Origin of the sequence: Luteimonas fraxinea (assembly GCF_021233355.1) — a bacterium.
Classification (GTDB): Bacteria; Pseudomonadota; Gammaproteobacteria; order Xanthomonadales; family Xanthomonadaceae; genus Luteimonas; species Luteimonas fraxinea.
The window spans coordinates 451,921-469,583 of sequence record NZ_CP089507.1 but is presented as its reverse complement, the minus strand read 5'-3'; the positions used below and the strand labels follow the sequence as shown (position 1 = coordinate 469,583).

General features: G+C 68.1%; 13 protein-coding genes. 1 reads left to right on the top strand and 12 read right to left on the bottom strand.

The window, feature by feature from the left end; translation table 11 throughout:
- Positions 1-1,329 (bottom strand): tRNA lysidine(34) synthetase TilS, encoded by a 1,329-nt coding sequence (gene tilS / locus LU699_RS02060; protein WP_232137723.1) that lies wholly within the window; start codon positions 1,327-1,329, stop codon positions 1-3.
- A 151-nt stretch (positions 1,330-1,480) separates the two neighbouring features.
- Here tilS and LU699_RS02055 point away from each other — a divergent pair, with 151 nt between their 5' ends.
- Positions 1,481-2,542: an NADH:flavin oxidoreductase/NADH oxidase gene (locus LU699_RS02055; RefSeq protein ID WP_232137722.1), complete on the top strand. Its 1,062-nt coding sequence runs from the start codon at positions 1,481-1,483 to the stop codon at positions 2,540-2,542.
- 4 nt (positions 2,543-2,546) lie between these two features.
- Here the strand turns inward: LU699_RS02055 and LU699_RS02050 are convergent, their stop codons facing one another.
- The 11 genes from LU699_RS02050 to dxr all read right to left on the bottom strand — a co-directional run bounded on the left by LU699_RS02050 (position 2,547) and on the right by dxr (position 17,645).
- Positions 2,547-3,287, bottom strand: coding sequence for a tetratricopeptide repeat protein (locus LU699_RS02050; RefSeq protein ID WP_232137720.1), 741 nt, complete (start codon positions 3,285-3,287; stop codon positions 2,547-2,549).
- A gap of 12 nt (positions 3,288-3,299) precedes the next feature.
- Complete coding sequence (locus tag LU699_RS02045) at positions 3,300-4,259, bottom strand: acetyl-CoA carboxylase carboxyltransferase subunit alpha (RefSeq protein WP_232137718.1); 960 nt, start codon at positions 4,257-4,259, stop codon at positions 3,300-3,302.
- Positions 4,260-4,595: 336 nt separating this feature from the next.
- The gene (dnaE, locus tag LU699_RS02040; protein WP_232137716.1) at positions 4,596-8,126 is read right to left on the bottom strand and encodes a DNA polymerase III subunit alpha; all 3,531 of its coding nucleotides are present in this window, start codon (positions 8,124-8,126) and stop codon (positions 4,596-4,598) included.
- Positions 8,127-8,272: 146 nt separating this feature from the next.
- Positions 8,273-8,914 (bottom strand): ribonuclease HII, encoded by a 642-nt coding sequence (gene rnhB / locus LU699_RS02035; protein WP_232580464.1) that lies wholly within the window; start codon positions 8,912-8,914, stop codon positions 8,273-8,275.
- Positions 8,911-10,158: a lipid-A-disaccharide synthase gene (lpxB, locus tag LU699_RS02030; protein ID WP_232137714.1), complete on the bottom strand. Its 1,248-nt coding sequence runs from the start codon at positions 10,156-10,158 to the stop codon at positions 8,911-8,913. Before lpxB ends, rnhB begins: the two co-directional genes overlap by 4 nt.
- Positions 10,159-10,185: 27 nt before the next feature.
- Complete coding sequence (lpxA, locus tag LU699_RS02025) at positions 10,186-10,971, bottom strand: acyl-ACP--UDP-N-acetylglucosamine O-acyltransferase (RefSeq protein WP_232137713.1); 786 nt, start codon at positions 10,969-10,971, stop codon at positions 10,186-10,188.
- A gap of 1 nt (position 10,972) precedes the next feature.
- Positions 10,973-11,428: a 3-hydroxyacyl-ACP dehydratase FabZ gene (fabZ, locus tag LU699_RS02020; protein ID WP_232137712.1), complete on the bottom strand. Its 456-nt coding sequence runs from the start codon at positions 11,426-11,428 to the stop codon at positions 10,973-10,975.
- Positions 11,425-12,453 (bottom strand): UDP-3-O-(3-hydroxymyristoyl)glucosamine N-acyltransferase, encoded by a 1,029-nt coding sequence (gene lpxD / locus LU699_RS02015; RefSeq protein ID WP_232137711.1) that lies wholly within the window; start codon positions 12,451-12,453, stop codon positions 11,425-11,427. Before lpxD ends, fabZ begins: the two co-directional genes overlap by 4 nt.
- 13 nt (positions 12,454-12,466) lie before the next feature.
- A complete protein-coding gene (gene bamA / locus LU699_RS02010; protein ID WP_232137710.1) occupies positions 12,467-15,025 on the bottom strand; it encodes an outer membrane protein assembly factor BamA in 2,559 nt (852 codons plus the stop codon).
- Positions 15,026-15,092: 67 nt separating this feature from the next.
- Positions 15,093-16,457 carry an RIP metalloprotease RseP gene (gene rseP / locus LU699_RS02005; protein WP_232137709.1) on the bottom strand — a complete coding sequence of 455 codons (1,365 nt, stop codon included), beginning with the start codon at positions 16,455-16,457 and terminating at the stop codon, positions 15,093-15,095.
- Between the two features lie 9 nt (positions 16,458-16,466).
- On the bottom strand, positions 16,467-17,645 hold the full coding sequence (dxr, locus tag LU699_RS02000; RefSeq protein WP_232137708.1) for a 1-deoxy-D-xylulose-5-phosphate reductoisomerase: 1,179 nt from the start codon (positions 17,643-17,645) through the stop codon (positions 16,467-16,469).
- Positions 17,646-17,663: the final 18 nt, after the last annotated feature.

The window sequence follows — 17,663 nt, the reverse complement described above, 5'->3', positions numbered from 1 at the left end:
TTAAGCGATCGGCGCGTCGAGGACCGTGTGCATGTCGCCCGGTGGCGACCAGTACAGCCGGCGGTCGCCGTCTCGCAGCCAGGCGTCGAAGCCGGCGTCGAAGGCGAGATCGCCGGCGGCCAGCACGCGGCCCTCGCCATCGACCAGCACCGGCAGCTGCGCGCGGATCCAGGGCGGCACGCCGAGCGACTGCAGCACGTGCTTGAGCGCGTGCGTGTGGGCGCGGCCGGGCAGGCAGATGCGCTCGCCACCCTCTCTGGCCCGGACGGTCCACATGCGGTCATCCGTCGCGCCGTCCAGCCACAGTCGGCCACCATCGGGCAGCTGAAGTGGCGCGGCGCCATTCCATTGCGCAGTGAAGTCGGCATCCAGCGGCGCCCGGATCGGCGCGGCCTGCAGCAGCCCACGCCAGCGTTGCAGGCGATGGCCGGCCCAGTCGAAGCAGGGCGCGCGATCCGCGCGGCCGGTGTCGAGATCGGCATTGCACCAGTCGATGGCGCGCGCCGGAAGTGGTGGCAATTCAAGTTCCGCGATCCAACGGCGCAGGACGCGTGTGCGTCGCGCGACCGGGAGCGCGCGCAACGCGTCGAGTCGCAACACGGACGGATCACGTGTCCGCGCCGTCGCCAGCGCCATATCGTCGCCGGCAGCGAGCAGGCCGCTTGTTTCGGCCTGCAATGCCGCGACCGTCGACAGTGCGACGTCCGCGTGCGGCCAGCGCGTGCGTAGCAGCGGCATCACGCGATTGCGCAGGAAGTTGCGGTCCGCATCGTCCACCGCATTGCTCGGATCCTCGATCCATTCAAGACCGTGTGCCTGCGCGTAGGCCAACAGTTGCGCACGCGGCAGCGCGAGCAACGGCCGCCACAGCCACCCGCTCGCGAACGGGCGCAGCGGTCGCATCGCTGACAGCCCATCGGGCCCCGACGCACGCAGCGCACGCAGCAGCACGGTTTCGGCCTGGTCGTCGCGATGGTGGGCGAGGGCGAGGACATCGCCCGGCTCCAGTTGCGCGGCGAACGCGGCATGCCGCGCGGCACGTGCAGCCGCTTCTGGACCTTCGCCGCTGTCACGCGCCACGTTGACCCGGACCACGCTGCACGGCACCTCGAGACGTTCGCAGGTCGCCACGCAGTGCCCGGCCCAATCGTCCGCGCCAGCCTGCAGACCGTGGTGCACATGCACCGCATGCAGCCCGCGCGCGCGCAGCGCCGGTGTGTGCGCGAACACGTGCAGCAGCACGCTGGAATCAAGACCGCCGCTGTAGCCGACGACGAGGCGGCCACGTGCATCGGGCGGCAGGTCGGGCAGCGGCATGTCAATCGGCATGCGGCCATGGTAGCGAGACGGGCCTGTGTCGCGCTTTTTCCGGGCAGCCATGGCGATCGCGCACGCACGCGATGCAGCGATCCGGTGGTGCGGTCGTCCCGCAGCACGACGCAGCCTACAGTCGCGGATCGCATCCGCAGGAAGTCCCCGCATGTCCGCCCTGTTCACTCCGTTCCGCCAGCGCGATCTGACGCTGCGCAACCGCATCGCGGTCTCGCCGATGTGCCAGTACGCGTCCGTCGATGGCCTGCCCGACGACTGGCACCGGGTGCATCTGGGCAGCCGCGCGGTCGGCGGTGCGGGACTGGTGATGACCGAAGCCTGCGCGGTGTCGCCCGACGGCCGGATCTCGCCGCAGGACGCCGGCATCTGGAACGATGCGCAGGTGCAGGCCTGGGCGCCGATCGCGCACTTCATCCGCGCGCAGGGCGCGGCGCCGGCGATCCAGCTCGCGCATGCCGGGCGCAAGGCCAGCACGTTCGCGCCGTGGCGCGGGCGCAGCGCGGTGCCGGTCACCGATGGTGGCTGGCAGGTCGTGGCGCCGTCGGCGCTGGCCTACAACGCGGAGTACCCGGCGCCGCGGGCGCTCGACGCTGCCGGCATCGCGCAAGTCGTCGACGATTTCCGCACGAGTGCTTTGCGCGCACTGGACGCGGGCTTCGAGGTCGCCGAACTCCATGCTGCGCACGGCTATCTGCTGCACCAGTTCCTGTCGCCGCTGTCGAACGTGCGCGACGACGCCTGGGGCGGCAGTTTCGACAATCGCGTGCGCGTGGTGCTCGACGTCGTCGATGTGGTACGCGGCGTTTGGCCCGAACGCCTGCCGCTGTGGGTGCGCATCTCGGCGAGCGACTGGGTCGAAGGTGGCTGGGATATCGAGCAGAGCGTCGAACTCGCGCGCCTGCTGAAAGCGCGCGGCGTGGATCTGGTCGACACCTCCAGCGGTGGCCTGTCGCCGCTGCAGTCGATCGAGGCGGTGCCGGACTACCAGGTGCCGTTCGCACGGCGCATTCGCGATGAAGTCGGCATCGCAACCGGCGCGGTCGGACTGATCACGACGCCGGCGCAGGCCGAGCGCATCGTCGCCGAAGGCGATGCCGACATCGTGCTGCTGGCCCGCGAACTGCTGCGCGATCCCTACTTCCCGCGTCGCGCGGCGCGGGAACTGGGCGTCGAGATCGAGACGCCGGACCAGTACCTGCGCGCGTGGTGAGGCGTCAGGCGCGCGATTCGCGCTTGGCGATGTCGACCCACTCGCGCTGCTCGCGGCGGTAGTACGCAGGCGCCAGATCCACGCGGCGCAGCGTGTCGGCATACAGCGCCCTGGCCCTGTCCGTCTGCCCGTGACGTTGCAGCAGGCCCGCGTAGCGGACGCGGGCTTCTTCGCCGGGGTAATCCTGGATCAGCGCTTCGTACTCTTCGACGGCCGCGGTGAAATCGTCGCCGGCCTCGACCGCGCGGGCGTAAAGCAGATGGCCGTCGTGCGAACGGAAGTCCGGGTTCGCGGCGATCAGCGCGTCGAGTGTCTCGCGCGCAGCGGACGGTTCGCCACGATGGAACTGCGCCTGCGCCAGCCCGAGCATCAGCGTCGGGTCCGTCGCGTACAGGCCGCGCAGGGCCTCGCGATACAGGGTCTCGGCGCCGGCATAGTCGCCATCATCAAGCTTGCGCTCGGCGAGCCGGCGGCGGTTGTCGAGCGTGTCGGCGATCTCCAGATCGCGGCTGGCCGCACGCGTATGGCGCGTGGGATCGATCCGGTCGCGCACGCGTCCCAGCGCACGGTTCGCGCCGCGGTTGCTGCGCAGTTCTGGCAACACTTCGGCGAGCAGATACACCAGCACGCCGATGTAGGAGCCGATCAGCAGGATGAAGATCCAGTACAGCGGCCGGCCGGTGCGGACCACGCGCACGCCGCAGCCGATCTGCAGCAGGATCGAGAGCAGCAGGATCGGCCCCATCGTGTCGCTCCCTCAGGCCGCCTCGTACGCCCCGTAGCTGCGCAGGCGCTCATAACGGCGCTGCAGCAGCGTCTCGACCGGCAGCTGTTCGAGCTGGTCGAGCTCGTTCATCAGCACGGCCTTGAGGCGCGTCGCGGTCTGGCGCGGGTTGCGGTGCGCGCCGCCGATCGGCTCGCGTACCACCTTGTCGACCAGGCCCAGCGACTTGAGCCGCTTGGCCGTGAGGCCGAGCTGCTCGGCGGCGTCGCGCGCCTTGCCCGCGTCCTTCCACAGGATCGACGCGCAACCTTCGGGCGAGATCACCGAGTAAGTGCTGTATTCGAGCATCAGCGTGCGGTCGCCGACGCCGATCGCCAGCGCGCCGCCCGAGCCGCCTTCGCCGATCACGGTGCAGATGATCGGCGTCTTGAGTTCGGCCATTTCCAGCAGGTTGCGGGCGATGGCTTCCGACTGGCCGCGTTCTTCCGCGCCGATGCCGGGGTAGGCGCCGGGCGTGTCGATGAAAGTCAGCAGCGGCAGCTTGAAGCGCTCGGCCATCTTCATCAGGCGCAGCGCCTTGCGGTAGCCCTCGGGGCGCGGCATGCCGAAATTACGACGCACCTTGGTCTTGGTGTCGCGGCCCTTCTGGTGGCCGATGATCACCACGCTGCGGCCGTCGATGCGGCCCAGACCACCGACGATCGCGGCATCGTCGGCATAGGCGCGGTCGCCGGCCAGTTCCTCGAACTCGTCGCAGATGCTGCGGATGTAGTCGTTGGTATACGGACGCTGCGGATGGCGGGCGAGCTGCGAGACCTGCCACGGCGTGAGGTCGCGGAAGATGTGCGCGGTGCGCTTGCGCAGCTTGTCGCGCAGCGTGGCGAGTTCGGCGTCGATGTTGACCGCCGGTCCGTCGCTGGCCTGGCGCAGTTCCTGGATCTTCGCTTCGAGATCGGCGATGGGCTGTTCGAAGTCGAGGTAGTTCGGATTCATTCGGGAGAGCCGTCCGTTGGGAGGCGACCGCGGTGCGGACCCGGGCGCGGTGCGCCACACGGGCCCGGCCGGAGCCGGAAAGGGCGACAGTCTAGCGGAGAGCGCCCATTGGGGCCGTACGAGGGCGTCTGGATCGCAGATCGCCGCATGTTGGCGGATGTTGCGGAGCCGGATATGGCGCCGTTCGCGCGCGAAGAACCTGTTCAAGGTCCGTTGCGAGCGCAGCCAGATGGTGTGAGGCGGCGCGCAGGAAGCGCAGCGTACACACGGTACGTGAGCATTCCGAGCACCGCACGCGCGCGAGCCGGCAAGCGCAGCAGGACATTGAGCAGGTTCTCAGTTGGCCCAGGGCTTGGCGATATCGAGCCTTGCGATGCGCACGCCGGCCTGGGCGCGCAGGGTGCCGGGCAGTTCGGCGTCCACGCGCACGGAATGGGTGCCGTTGACGTCCAAGGTGCCGGCGCTGCCGGCCTCCAGCAGCAGGTCCAGACGCAGCGGGGTCTTGCCGGGGCGATGCTGGGCCAGCACCTGTTCCACGCGTGCCAGCGTGCCGGGCACGCGCAGATCCAGGCGCAGCGACAGCCGGCGCGCGTGCTCCGGGCAGACGGTGTGGAAATCCCAGCAACGCTTCACCCGCAGCGCGAAGCCGCCACTGAACTCGTCCTCGCGCAGGCCGCCTTCGACGATCAGGATGCGGTCGCGCGTCAGCAGATGCGCGTACTCGCTGCTGGCATCGGCGAAGAAGCCGCACTCGAGCCGGCCGCGGCCGTCTTCCAGCAGCACGAAGGCCTGCGAGTCACCGCGCTTGCGCATCGCGCCGACCTGGCCCGCGATGATGACCTGGGTTTCCGGGCGCCAGCTGTTGCCGCCGCCCTTCTGGTCGCGCGCCGCCCACAGGCTGTCGAGCTGGCCCAGATCGGTGCCCACCAGTGCCTGTAGTTCGTCGCGGTAGGGATCGAGCGGATGGCCGCTGAGGTAATGGCCCAGCGTGTCGCGTTCGCCGTCGAGCTTCTGCTTGAGCGGCCATTCCTCGCACTCGGGCAGATCGATGTGCAGCGCATCGCTGTCGCCGACGCTGCTGCCGAACATGTCGACGATGCCGGCGCTGCGGTTGCGCGCGAGCTGGTCGGTCGCTTTCAGCGCCTCGGGCAACTGCAGCATCAGCGAGGCGCGGTTCTTGCCGAGCGCGTCGAGCGCACCGGCATTGATCAGCGCTTCGAGCGTGCGCTTGTTGAGACGCGAGGAATCGACGCGGCGGCAGAAATCCAGCAGGTCGGGGAACACGCCCGCATGCACACGTGCCTCGACGATGTTCTCGCAGGCCCCACGGCCGACGCCCTTCACCGCGCCGAGTCCGTAACGGATGGTCTGCGGATCGATCGCCTCGAACATGTAGGCCGACGCGTTGACGTCCGGCGGCAGCACGTCCAAGCCCATCGTCCGCGCTTCGGTCAGGAAGCCGGTCACCTTGTCGGTATTGTCCATGTCCGACGACAGCACCGCGGCCATGAATTCGGCCGGGTAATGCACCTTCAGCCACGCCGTCTGGTAGGCGACCAGCGCATAGGCGGCCGAGTGCGACTTGTTGAAGCCGTACTCGGCAAACTTCTCCATCAGGTCGAAGATCTGCGTGGCCTGGACCGGGTCCACCGCGTTCGCCGCCGCGCCGGCTTCGAACTTGGCGCGCTCCTTGGCCATCTCCTCGGGCTTCTTCTTGCCCATCGCGCGGCGCAGCATGTCCGCGCCGCCCAGCGAATAGCCGGCCAGGACCTGGGCGATCTGCATCACCTGTTCCTGGTAGACGATGACGCCGTAGGTCGGTGACAGCACCGGCTCCAGCGACGGATGCGGGTAGCTCACGTCGGTGCGGCCGTGCTTGCGGTCGACCCATTCCTTGTCCATCCCCGAACCCAGCGGGCCGGGACGGAACAGCGCGGCGAGCGCGATGATGTCCTCGAACGTATCGGGCTGCGCGCGCTTGAGCAGCTCGCGCATGCCGCGCGATTCGAACTGGAACACCGCCACCGTGTCGCCGCGCGCGAACAGCTTGTAGCTTTCGATGTCGTCGAGCGGCAGCGCGGCGATGTCGAGCGGCGCTTCGTCCGCGGTGGCGCGGCGCGCGTTGATCGCCTTCACCGCCCAGTCGATGATCGTCAGCGTACGCAGGCCGAGGAAGTCGAACTTCACCAGGCCGATCGTCTCGACGTCGTCCTTGTCGAACTGGGTGACCGGATTGCGGCCGCGGCCGCCTTCGTCGTGTTCGGCGAACAGCGGGCAGAAATCGCTGAGCGGCGACGGCGCGATCACCACGCCGCCGGCGTGCTTGCCGGCGTTGCGGGTCAGATCCTCGAGCTGCAGGGCGAGATCGAGCAGATCGTGGACGTCGTCCTCGTCGTTGTAGCGCGCGATCAGTTCGTCGGAGCGCCAGGCATCATCGCTGCGCGACTTGTCGGTGCGTCCGAGTGCGTCCTCCAGACCGATGCCCAGCGTCGGCGGCACCAACTTGGAGATGCCGTCGACCATGCCGTAGGGATAGCCGAGCACGCGGCCGGTATCGCGCACCACGGCCTTCGCAGCCATGGTGCCGTAGGTGATGATCTGGCTGACGCGGTCGCGGCCGTATTTCGCGGCGACGTAGTCGATGACCTCGTCGCGGCGGTCCATGCAGAAGTCGATGTCGAAGTCGGGCATCGACACGCGTTCGGGATTGAGGAAGCGCTCGAACAGCAGGTCGTAGGGCAGCGGATCGATGTCGGTGATCTTCAGCGCCCATGCGACCAGCGAGCCGGCGCCGGAACCACGGCCCGGGCCGACGGGGATGTCGTGTTCCTTGGCCCACTTGATGAAGTCCGAGACGATCAGGAAGTAGCCCGGGAACCCCATCTTGCAGATGACGTCGAGTTCGACATCGAGACGTTCGATGTAGCTCTCGCGCGTGTGGCCGGCCGCGACCGGATACTTCTCCAGGCGCTCGACCAGACCGTCGTGCGACTGCGAGCGGATCCAGGTGTCGAGCGTGTGCGCGTCCGGTACCGGATATGCAGGCAGGTAGTAGGTGCCCAGGCGCAGTTCGAGATTGCAGCGCTGCGAGAGCGCCAGCGTGTTGTCGATCGCATCGGGCACATCGGAAAACAGCGCGGCCATCTCGTCGGCCGACTTCAGATATTGCTCGCGCGTGTAGAGCTTCGGACGACGCGGATCGTCGAGCACGCGGCCGGTCGAGATGCACACGCGCGCTTCGTGCGCATCGAAGCCTTCCGCGTCGAGGAAGCGCACGTCGTTGCCGGCGATCACCGGCAGCGAGAGATCGGACGACACCTGCAGCGCGAGCGCGTTGTGCACGGCTTCGTCGTCGAAACCGCAGCGGGTGAGCTGCAGGAACAGGCGATCGTCGAAGACCTCGCGCCACTGCGCGTACCACTGCCTGGCGAGATCGTCGCGGCCACCGGCCAGCAGCTTCGCCGCCGGGCCATGACGACCGGCGATCGCGAACAGGCCAGTGTTCGCCTCGCGCAGCCACTCCGGGCGCACGACGACACCATCGGTGCGATGGCCTTCCATCCACGCGCGCGTGAGCAGGCGCGACAGCGACAGATAGCCGTCGTGGTCGCGGCACAGCAGGGTCAGCGTCGAGGCCGGTTCGTCGCCTTCGGCCAGCGAGATGTCGGCGCCCATCACCGGCTTGATGCCGGCGCTCTCGGCGGCCTTGTAGAACTTCACCAGCGCGAACAGGTTGTTGCGGTCGGTCAGCGCGACCGACGGCTGGTCGAGCGCGGCGCAGCGTTTCACCAGCTCCTTGATCCGGATCGTCGAATCGGAGAGCGAGTATTCGCTGTGGACGTGGAGGTGGGCGAAGCGCGCGGACATTGCAGGGGCGTGGCAACCGGAGGGTCAGGTTAGGGCCGGGGCGGGGGCCGGACAAGGCTTGACAGGAAACGGGTCGCGCTCTGGCGCGGCGGCTGCGTGCCGGCCCACCGGGAACGGTTCAGTCGTGGGCGTCCGGCGCGCGCAGATCAGGCCGGCAACGGCTCGGCGAACAGGTCAGCGGTCGTGGGTTCGGCGATGACATCCGACACGGCTTCGGGCAGCAGACGCGACACCGGCGCAAAGCTGCGGCGGTGATGCACGCAGGGGCCGTGCGCGAGCAGCGCGGCGAGATGCGTCGGCGCGCTGTAGCCCTTGTGCCGGTCGAACCCGTAATCCGGAAACTGCGCATGCAGCTCGACCATCGCGCGATCGCGCGCGACCTTGGCGAGGATCGAGGCCGCCATGATCGACTGCTCGATCGCGTCGCCGCCGACGATCGCGCGTGCGGGGCAGGGCAGGCCGCGCGGCAGGCGGTTGCCGTCGATCAGCACGCGCTCGGCGGCAGGCGCCAATGCCTGCACCGCACGCGCCATGCCGACCATCGTCGCCTGGAAGATGTTGATGCGGTCGATCTCGTCGACATCGACGAACTCGACCCGCCACGCCAGCGCCCGTTCGACGATCTGTGGATACAGCGCCTCGCGGCGTTTCTCGGTCAACTTCTTCGAATCGTCGAGGCCGTCGATCGGGCGCTTCGGATGCAGGATCACCGCCGCGACCACCACCGGTCCTGCCAGCGGACCAAGCCCGGCCTCGTCGACACCTGCGATGCGCAGGCGGCGGGTCATGGTGTCCGCGCCGGTGCGGGCAAGGCGGGCACTGCGAGACGCGCGACCGCATCGGCTGCGGTGGCCGACGCGCCCTGGCGCAGCTGCAGATGCAGATCGCGATAGACCGGCTGCAGCGCATCGGCCGCGGCCGGATCGCGGAACCAGTGCAGCACCGCGGCCGCGAGATTCTCGGGCGTGCAGTCTTCCTGCATGAACTCCGGCGCGATCGTGCGACCGGCGAGCACGTTCGGCAGCGAGAAGCGATCGACCTTCATCAGTTTGAAGAGGCGCACGAGAAACGCGGTACTCGGCGCGATGCGGTAGCCGACCACCATCGGGCGCTTGGCCAGCAGCGCTTCCAGCGTCGCGGTGCCCGAGGCGAGCAGCACGACATCGCTGGCGACCATCGCGGCGCGCGCCTGGCCGTCGAACACGCGCACATCGAGCGTGGAAAAACGGGGATGTGCGAGCAGTGCATCGATCGCGGCGCGGCAGCCGACGTTCGCGGCCGGCACGACGATCTGCAGGCCGGGCAGGGCAACGGCGACACGTGCGGCGGCATCAAGAAACACCTCGCCGAGTCGGCCGATCTCGCCCAGACGCGAGCCAGGCAACACCGCGAGCACGGGCGCGTCCTGCGGCAGCCCGAGCGCATCGCGCGCGGCGGCGCGATCGGGCTCCAGCGCCACCATCTCCGCCAGCGGATGGCCGACGAAGCGCGCATCGACGCCATGCGTCGCATAGATCGGCGGCTCCATCGGAAACAGGCACAGCACGAGATCCGCGCTGCGACCGATCTTCGCCGCACGCCCCTGCCGCCAGGCCCAGATCGAGGGGCTGACGTAATGCACGGTGCGGATGCCGCGGTCCTTGAGCGTGCGCTCCAGTCCGAGATTGAAATCCGGCGCATCGATGCCGATGAAGACATCCGGGCGCCAGTCGAGCAGACGCGCGCGCAGTGTCTTGCGCAGCTTGAGCAGGCGCGGCAGATGACGCAGCACTTCCGACAGCCCCATGACCGCGAGTTCGGACGCGTCGTGCCAGGTCTCCATGCCGGCCGCGCGCATCGCATCGCCGCCGACGCCTGCGAATGTTGCCTGCGGATAGCGCGCGCGCAGCTGTTCGATCAGTCCGGCGCCGAGCAGGTCGCCGGACGCTTCGCCCGCGACGAGCGCAATGCGCAGCGGCGCACCGGACGTGCGGTCGTCAATCAGGGACACGGAAGCGGGCGCGGGACTGGACACGGCGTCATTGTGCGACATCGACGGATCGTCGTGCCGCGGAAACGGTCAACGCAGCAGCGGACGATCGCCTGCCTCGATGAAATCGAGAAACGCGCGCACGTCTTCGCTGCCCTGCGCCATCTCTTCCAGACGCACGCGCGCATCGGCCAGCGAATCGCCCGACACGTACAGGGCGCGGTAGGCGCGCTTGATCGCCGAAGTGCGCGCGCTGTCGAAGCCGCGGCGCTTCAGGCCTTCGGCGTTGATGCCGCGCGGCCGGCCGTAGCCGTCCTGCGCCACCATCACGAACGGCGGCACGTCGCCGTTGACGAACGCGCCCATGCCGATGAACGCATGCGCGCCGATCCGGCAGAACTGGTGGATGCCGACGAAGCCGCTGAGGATCACGTGGTCGCCAACGGTGACGTGGCCCGCCAGCGTGGCGTTGTTCGAGAACACGCAGCGGTTGCCGACCACGCAGTCATGGGCGACGTGCGTGTAGGCAAGGAACCAGTTGTCGTCGCCGACGCGGGTGATGCCGCCACCGTCGCCGGTGCCGCGGTTGATCGTGACGAATTCGCGGATCGTGTTGCGGTCACCAATCACCAGTTCCGCGCGTTCGCCGGCGAACTTCTTGTCCTGCGGCTCGCCGCCGATCGCGGCGTGGCCGTGGATGTGGTTCTCGCGGCCGATACGCGTCGGCCCGTGGATACTGGAGTGCGGGCCGACGATGGTGCCGGCGCCGATCTCGACGTCCGGGCCGATCAGCGTGAACGCACCGATGCGCACGTCGTCGCCCAGCGTCGCGCCGGGATCGACGACCGCGCTGGGATGGACCTGCGCAGCGCCCATGTCAGCGCGGGACCTCGGCGCAGAGGATCTCCGCGCATGCCGCCTGTTCGCCGTCCACACGCGCGATGCCGCTGTACATAGTCATGTTGCGGATCTCGCGCTTGATCGTGACCTCGAGCTCGAGACGATCACCCGGCACCACCATGCGCGAGAACTTCGCGGCGTCGACCTTGACCAGATACGACAGATTGCCTTCGCAATCCTTGCCCTTGGTCAGATGGGTCAGGATGCCGCCGGCCTGCGCCATCGCCTCGACGACGAGCACGCCCGGCATCACCGGCTGACCTGGGAAGTGGCCTTGGAAGAACTCCTCGTTGGCCGAGACGTTCTTGTAGCAGAGCACGCGCTTGCCGTGCTCGAACTCGACGACGCGGTCGACGAGCAGGAACGGATAGCGGTGCGGCAGCAGCTTGTGGATGCCGTCGATGAGGATCGGCAGCGTGATCTGTTCGGTCATGGTTCCCCCTTCCCGAGCGCCGTGACGCGACGCGCGAGCGAATCGAGCTGGCGGATCCGGACGGCATTCTTCCGCCACTCCCGCGTGGGCTGGGCGGGAATGCCGGCGGAATATTCGCCAGGCTCGGTGATGGATGCGGACACCATCGTCATCGCGTGGACGACGACCTTGTCGCAGATTTCGAGATGGCCGGCGACGCCGACCTTGCCTGCCAGCAGGCAGTAACTGCCGATCTTCGTGCTGCCGGCGATGCCGACGCAGCCCGCGATCGCGGTGTGTGCACCGATGCGCACGTTGTGTCCGATCTGGATCAGGTTGTCGAGGCGCACGCCTTCGGCGAGCGTCGTGTCTTCGAGCGCGCCGCGGTCGATCGTCGTATTGGCGCCGATGTCGCAATCGTCGCCGACGACCACACCACCGAGTTGCGGCACATTGATCCAGCGTCCGGCATCCATCGCCAGGCCGAAGCCTTCCGAGCCCAGTACCGCGCCCGGATGGATGGTGACGCGGGCACCCAGACGCACGCGCTTGACCAGGGTCACGCGGGCGATCAGGCGGCTGCCGTCACCGACGACACAGTCCTCGCCGATCACGCAGCCGGCGCCCATGGTCGCGCCCGCGCCGATCACGCTGCGCGCGCCGATGCTGACGTGCGGGCCGATCGAAGCCGACGCATCGACCTGCGCGCTCGCATCCACGACCGCGGAGGGATGGATGCCCACGGGCGCATCGCTGACCGGATCGAACAGCGCGGCGATCTTCGCGTAGGCGACGTAGGGATCCTTCGCGATCAGCGCGGTGCCGGGGTAGCCGTCCGCATCCGCCTCGCGCAGCACCACGATGCCGGCCGTGGTGTCGGCCAGCTGCGGTCGGTAGCGCGGATTGGACAGGAACGCGAGCTGGCCACGGGTTGCAGTGGCGAGCGTCGCGACGCCGGACACCGAGGTCTCCGGCGCGCCGTGGACAACGAGACCGAAGCGCTGCGCGAGCGCTTCGGCGGTATGGCGGGTCTGCGTGTCGGTCATCGGTCGCGCTGGATCAGAACGCGCCGCCGAAGGTGAACTGCAGACGCTCGACTTCGTCACCCTGCTTGATCAGGTCGCCGGCGCCACCGCGCACTTCCTTCTGCTGACGCAGCGGGTACGAGTAGCTGATCGAGATCGGGCCGACCGGCGCGCGCCACATCAGCGCCACACCTGCCGACGCGCGCAGTTCCTTCGCGTCCCAGCTGTCGACGTCCTTGTAGACGTTGCCGAAGTCGACGAAGGCCGAGATGCGTGCGGCAGGCGACTTGATCAGCTGCGGGAAGAACATTTCCACCGAACCGATGGTCTTCACCGCGCCGCCGATCGGCTGCAGGAACGAGCTGTTGAGCGCGGTCTCGCGCGGACCCAGCGTGTTGTCGCGGAAGCCGCGCACCGAGCGAGGGCCACCGGCGTAGAAGTTCTCGTAGAACGGCAAACCGCTGGCGGTGAGCGTGCGGATGTAATCGGGCGAGCCCGGATCACACGGGTCGCTGGGCGCAGCGCCCGGCACCTGCGTGTCGACCACGCCGTCGCCGTTGCTGTCCACGAACGTCGGTGCGGTGAAGCAGACGTTGCGTACGACGTCGTCGCCGTAGCTGTCGCCGTAGCCGAGTTCGGCGCGGGTGTTGAGAATCAGGTGACGGTTGATCGGCCAGTACTTCGAGATTTCGTAGTTGAGCTTGAAGTACTCGGCGGTCGAGCCGGGCAGGGTGCTCTCGAGCGACACGCGCTGCATCATGCCGCGGGTCGGCTGCAGATAGTCGTTGCGGGTGTCGCGCGCCCAGGCCAGCTCGCTGCGCCACGCGTGGAACGTACGCGTACCGAACGCATCGACGTAGTCGACGATCGATTCCGGCGACGAGCCACGGAAGGTGAAGATCTGGTTGCGGTCGACGCCGAGCAGCAGCGAGATCGAGTCGTTCTCCGTCAACGGGATACCGAGGACCGTCTGCGCCGCCGCACTCGTGGACGAGTACTGCGCGGTGTTGAACTCGGAGTTGTCGAACTCGCGCCACCACAGGTTGTAGCCCAGCGACATGCCGCCGTCGGTGAAGTACGGATTCATGAAGGAGAACGAGTAGCGCTGCAGATACACGTTGCGCTGCGCTTCCACCGACACGCGGTTACCGCTGCCGAGGAAGTTGTTCTGCGACAGCTGCACCGACGTGGTCACGCCGGCGAGCTGCGAGTAGCCGAGGCCGAACACGAAGCTGCCCGACGTCGTCTCGGTGACGCTGAACACCACATCGACTTCATCGTTGCTGCCGGGCACCGGCTGGCTTTCGACGTTGACGCTGCCGGACTCGAAGTAACCCAGGCGCTGCAGACGGACCTTGGAGCGGTCGACCGCGGCCTGCGAATACCAGGCGCCTTCGAACTGGCGCATCTCGCGGCGCATCACTTCATCTGACGTGCGGCTGTTGCCCTTGAACTGGACGCGGCGCACCTGGACACGCGGACCCGGCACGACCTGCAGGTTGATCGCGACCGTGCGGTTCTCGCGGTCGACTTCCGGAATCGGATTCACCTGCGCGAACGCGTAGCCGATGTTGCCGAGTGTCGCGATGATCGCGTCCGAGCTCAGCTCCAGCAGTGCGCGCGAGAACACCTGGTCCTTCTGCACGAACACGCGGCTGCGGATTTCCTCTTCGGGCAGCACCAGGTTGCCGGTGATCTGCACGTCCGACACCTTGTAAATCTCGCCTTCGGTGACGCCGGCGGTGATGAACATGTCGGCCTTGTCGGGGCTGATCGAGACCTGGACGCTGTCTTCGCTGAAGTCGATGTAGCCGCGGTCGAGGTAGAAGTTGTGCAGCTTCTCGCGGTCGCCCTCGAGCTTTTCGCGCGAGTACTGGTCGTCACGGCGGTACCAGCTGAGCCAGTTCGACTCGCCCGATTCCCAGTTGTCAGTCAGCGTGTCGAGATCGTAGGTCTCGTTGCCGATGATGTTGATGTGGCGGATCTTCGCCGCCTTGCCTTCCTCGACATTGATCGCGATGTCGACGCGGTTGCGGTCGAGGCGCGAAACGGTCGGGGTGATCTTGACGTTGTACTTGCCGCGGTTGTTGTACTGGCGCACCAGTTCCTGGGTCACGCGGTCGAGGTCGAGGCGGTCGAAGGTCTCGCCTTCGGACAGGCCGATCTCGGTCAGGCCCTTGGTCAGGTCCTCGGTCTTGATGTCCTTGTTGCCGGTCAGCGTCAGGCGGTTGATCGCCGGGCGCTCGCTCACCGTGAACACGAGGATGTCGCCCTGGCGCGCGACTTGGATGTCCTCGAAGAATCCGGTGCGGTACAGCGCGCGCACCGCGTCGCTGATGCGCGTCGAGTTGACGGCGTCGCCACGCTCGACCGGCAGATAGGTGAACACGGTGCCGGCGCCGATGCGCTGCAGACCGTCGACACGGATGTCGCTGACCGTGAAGCTGCTGGCGCTCGAGGGTGCCAACGGGGGCAGGGCAACGGGCGCAGGCGCGGCAACAGGTGCGTTCGCGGCCGTCTGGGCCCAGGCCGGCGCGGCGATCACCGTGGCGAGGGCGAGGGCAAGCAGTCGGCGGTCAGGCATTCGCGTCATCTTTGAATCCGGGTAGGGGAGTGGTTCCGGCGCGGTGTGTGCGGCGGAATCCGGGTCGAGGCAGGTGTCAGCGCACGAGTTGGAGGATGTCGTTGTAGAACGCCAGGCCCATCAGGCTGGCCAGCAGGGCCAGGCCAACGTATTGCCCGGCCACCATCGCGCGCTCGCTGACCGGGCTGCCTTTGACCAACTCGATAAGGTAATACAAGAGGTGTCCCCCATCCAGCAGCGGGATGGGGAGGAGGTTCAGGATCGCCAGGCTGAGCGACAGCAACGCGAGGATCGTCAGATACCACGCAGGCCCTTGACCGGCATAGGTATTGGCCGCACGCGCGATCGTGATCGGGCCTGCAACGGTGTTCTCGATCGCCACCCGGCCGCTGAAGGCGCGACCGATCATGCCGACCAGCTGGCCGGTCAGATGACCGACTTCATGGAACGCTGCCGGCACCGACGCGAGCACGCCGTACTGCTGGATCGCGTCCTTCGCCGGCATCGGCAGGTCGCGGGGCGGCGCGATGCCGAAGGCCCAGTACTCGCCGCGCCCGTCGGGGAGTTCCATGCGCTTGGGGGCCATTTCCAGTGCGAGGCGGTCGCCGCCACGATCGACCTCCACCATCGCCTGGCCGCCGCGATCGCCGAGCGCCTGTACCAGCGGGCCGATGTCCTCGAACACGCGCACCGGGCTGCCGTCGATCGCGGTCAGACGGTCGCCTTCGGCCAGCACGCCCCAGGCCGCGGACTCGGGCTCGACGCGGCCCACGACCGCCGGCAGCAGCAGATGCCGCGGCCACAGGCCGATCGCCGGCGTGATGCGGCGCTGATCGAAATCTTCGGGCAGCTGCGACAGGCGCAGTTCGCGGACCACTGCGCGGTCGCGCTCGTCGGTCACCCGCAGTGCGATGTCCTTTCGATCCAGCGCGGCCGGCAGCAGTGCGAGCTGCACCTCCATCCACGTCGGCGTCTCGCGGTCACCGACCGCATCGATGTGATCGCCCGCGCGCAGCCCCGACGTCTCGGCAATGCCGCTGGACTGGCCGACGACGGGCGCGTAATCGGGACGGCCGATGACGAACATCGCCCACAACAGCACGACGCACAGGATCAGATTGGCGATCGGCCCGGCGGCGACGATGGCGATGCGCTTCCAGACAGATGCGCGGTTGAAGGCTTCGTGCGCTTCGGCTTCCGGCACCGGGCTTTCGCGCTCGTCGAGCATCTTGACGTAGCCGCCCAGCGGGATCATCGCGATCTGGTAGACCGTGCCGTCCTTGCCGCGGCGCGACCACAATGCGCGGCCGAAACCGACCGAGAACCGCAGCACGCGCACACCGCAGCGGCGCGCGACCCAGTAGTGGCCGAACTCGTGGAAGGTGACCAGCACGCCGAGGCTGACAATCAGCCACCACACCGAGCCGAAGAATTCAGACATCACGCTTGCTCAATGGACAGCACCGGTTTCGATCGCCTGCGTGGCAACGTGGCGCGCGCGCGCATCGGCATCGCGCAGCACGGCCAGCGACGCCGCGTGAGCGGCAGGAAGCGTGCCGAGCACGTGCTCGACCAGCGTGGGAATGGCTAGAAAACGCAGGTGCCCCTGAAGAAACGCTGAAACCGCCACTTCGTTCGCCGCGTTCAGCAGCGCAGGCGCCGTGCCGCCGGCAGCCAATGCGCCGCGGGCGAGGGCCAGGCACGGGAATGCGTCGGTATCCGGCGCTTCGAAATCGAGGCGCCCGTGTTGCAGCAGGTCCAGGCCCGTCACGCCGGAGGCGATGCGATCCGGATAGCCCAGGCCGACGGCGAGCGCGGTGCGCATGTCGGGCAATCCCAGCTGGGCGAGCGTGGAACCGTCGATGAACTCGACGAAGGAGTGCACCAGGCTCTGCGGATGCACCAGCACATCGAGCCGCTCGACCGGCATCGCGAACAGGTGATGCGCCTCGATCAGCTCCAGGCCCTTGTTCATCAGCGTGGCCGAGTCGACCGAGATCTTCGGGCCCATCGACCACTTGGGATGCGCGACCGCTTGGGCCGGTGTCACGTCGGCGAGTGATAAGCGACTGCGCCCGCGGAACGGGCCGCCGGATGCGGTCAGGATGATGCGCGCAACGCCGCTGCAATCGCCGTCTGCAGGCAGGCACTGGTGGATCGCGTTGTGTTCGCTGTCGATCGGCACGATGGTCGCGCCCGCGTCGTGCGCGGCCTGCATCATCAGCGCGCCGGCCAGCACCAGCGATTCCTTGTTGGCCAGCAGGACGCGTTTGCCGGCGCGCAGCGCGGCCAGCGTGGAATCGAGTCCTGCGGCGCCGACGATCGCGGCGACGACCGTGTCGCAGGCAGCCGCATCTCTGGCGAGTGCATCGAGTGCGGGCATGCCGGCGTGCGGCGTGGTGTCCAGGCTGGCATCGCGCAGCGCCGACGCCAGTGCGTCGAGCAACGCAGCATCGGCGATCACTGCATGATCCGGTCGGTGCGTGACGCACAGCGCGACCAGTGCGGCCACGTTGCTGCCCGCCGCCAGCACGCTGGCGCGCAGGCGATCGGGATGCCTGGCGATGACATCCAGCGCCGAGGTGCCGATCGAACCGGTGGCACCGAAGACCGCGACCTTGCGGATCATGCGCGGCACATCCGGCCG

Bases quoted from the DNA above. Each gene is read 5' to 3' on its own strand.
- tilS (WP_232137723.1), bottom strand. From the start codon at position 1,329: ATGCCGATTGACATGCCGCTGCCCGACCTGCCGCCCGATGCACGTGGC.
- LU699_RS02055 (WP_232137722.1), top strand. From the start codon at position 1,481: ATGTCCGCCCTGTTCACTCCGTTCCGCCAGCGCGATCTGACGCTGCGC.
- LU699_RS02050 (WP_232137720.1), bottom strand. From the start codon at position 3,287: ATGGGGCCGATCCTGCTGCTCTCGATCCTGCTGCAGATCGGCTGCGGC.
- LU699_RS02045 (WP_232137718.1), bottom strand. From the start codon at position 4,259: ATGAATCCGAACTACCTCGACTTCGAACAGCCCATCGCCGATCTCGAA.
- dnaE (WP_232137716.1), bottom strand. From the start codon at position 8,126: ATGTCCGCGCGCTTCGCCCACCTCCACGTCCACAGCGAATACTCGCTC.
- rnhB (WP_232580464.1), bottom strand. From the start codon at position 8,914: ATGACCCGCCGCCTGCGCATCGCAGGTGTCGACGAGGCCGGGCTTGGT.
- lpxB (WP_232137714.1), bottom strand. From the start codon at position 10,158: ATGTCGCACAATGACGCCGTGTCCAGTCCCGCGCCCGCTTCCGTGTCC.
- lpxA (WP_232137713.1), bottom strand. From the start codon at position 10,971: ATGGGCGCTGCGCAGGTCCATCCCAGCGCGGTCGTCGATCCCGGCGCG.
- fabZ (WP_232137712.1), bottom strand. From the start codon at position 11,428: ATGACCGAACAGATCACGCTGCCGATCCTCATCGACGGCATCCACAAG.
- lpxD (WP_232137711.1), bottom strand. From the start codon at position 12,453: ATGACCGACACGCAGACCCGCCATACCGCCGAAGCGCTCGCGCAGCGC.
- bamA (WP_232137710.1), bottom strand. From the start codon at position 15,025: ATGACGCGAATGCCTGACCGCCGACTGCTTGCCCTCGCCCTCGCCACG.
- rseP (WP_232137709.1), bottom strand. From the start codon at position 16,457: ATGTCTGAATTCTTCGGCTCGGTGTGGTGGCTGATTGTCAGCCTCGGC.
- dxr (WP_232137708.1), bottom strand. From the start codon at position 17,645: ATGATCCGCAAGGTCGCGGTCTTCGGTGCCACCGGTTCGATCGGCACC.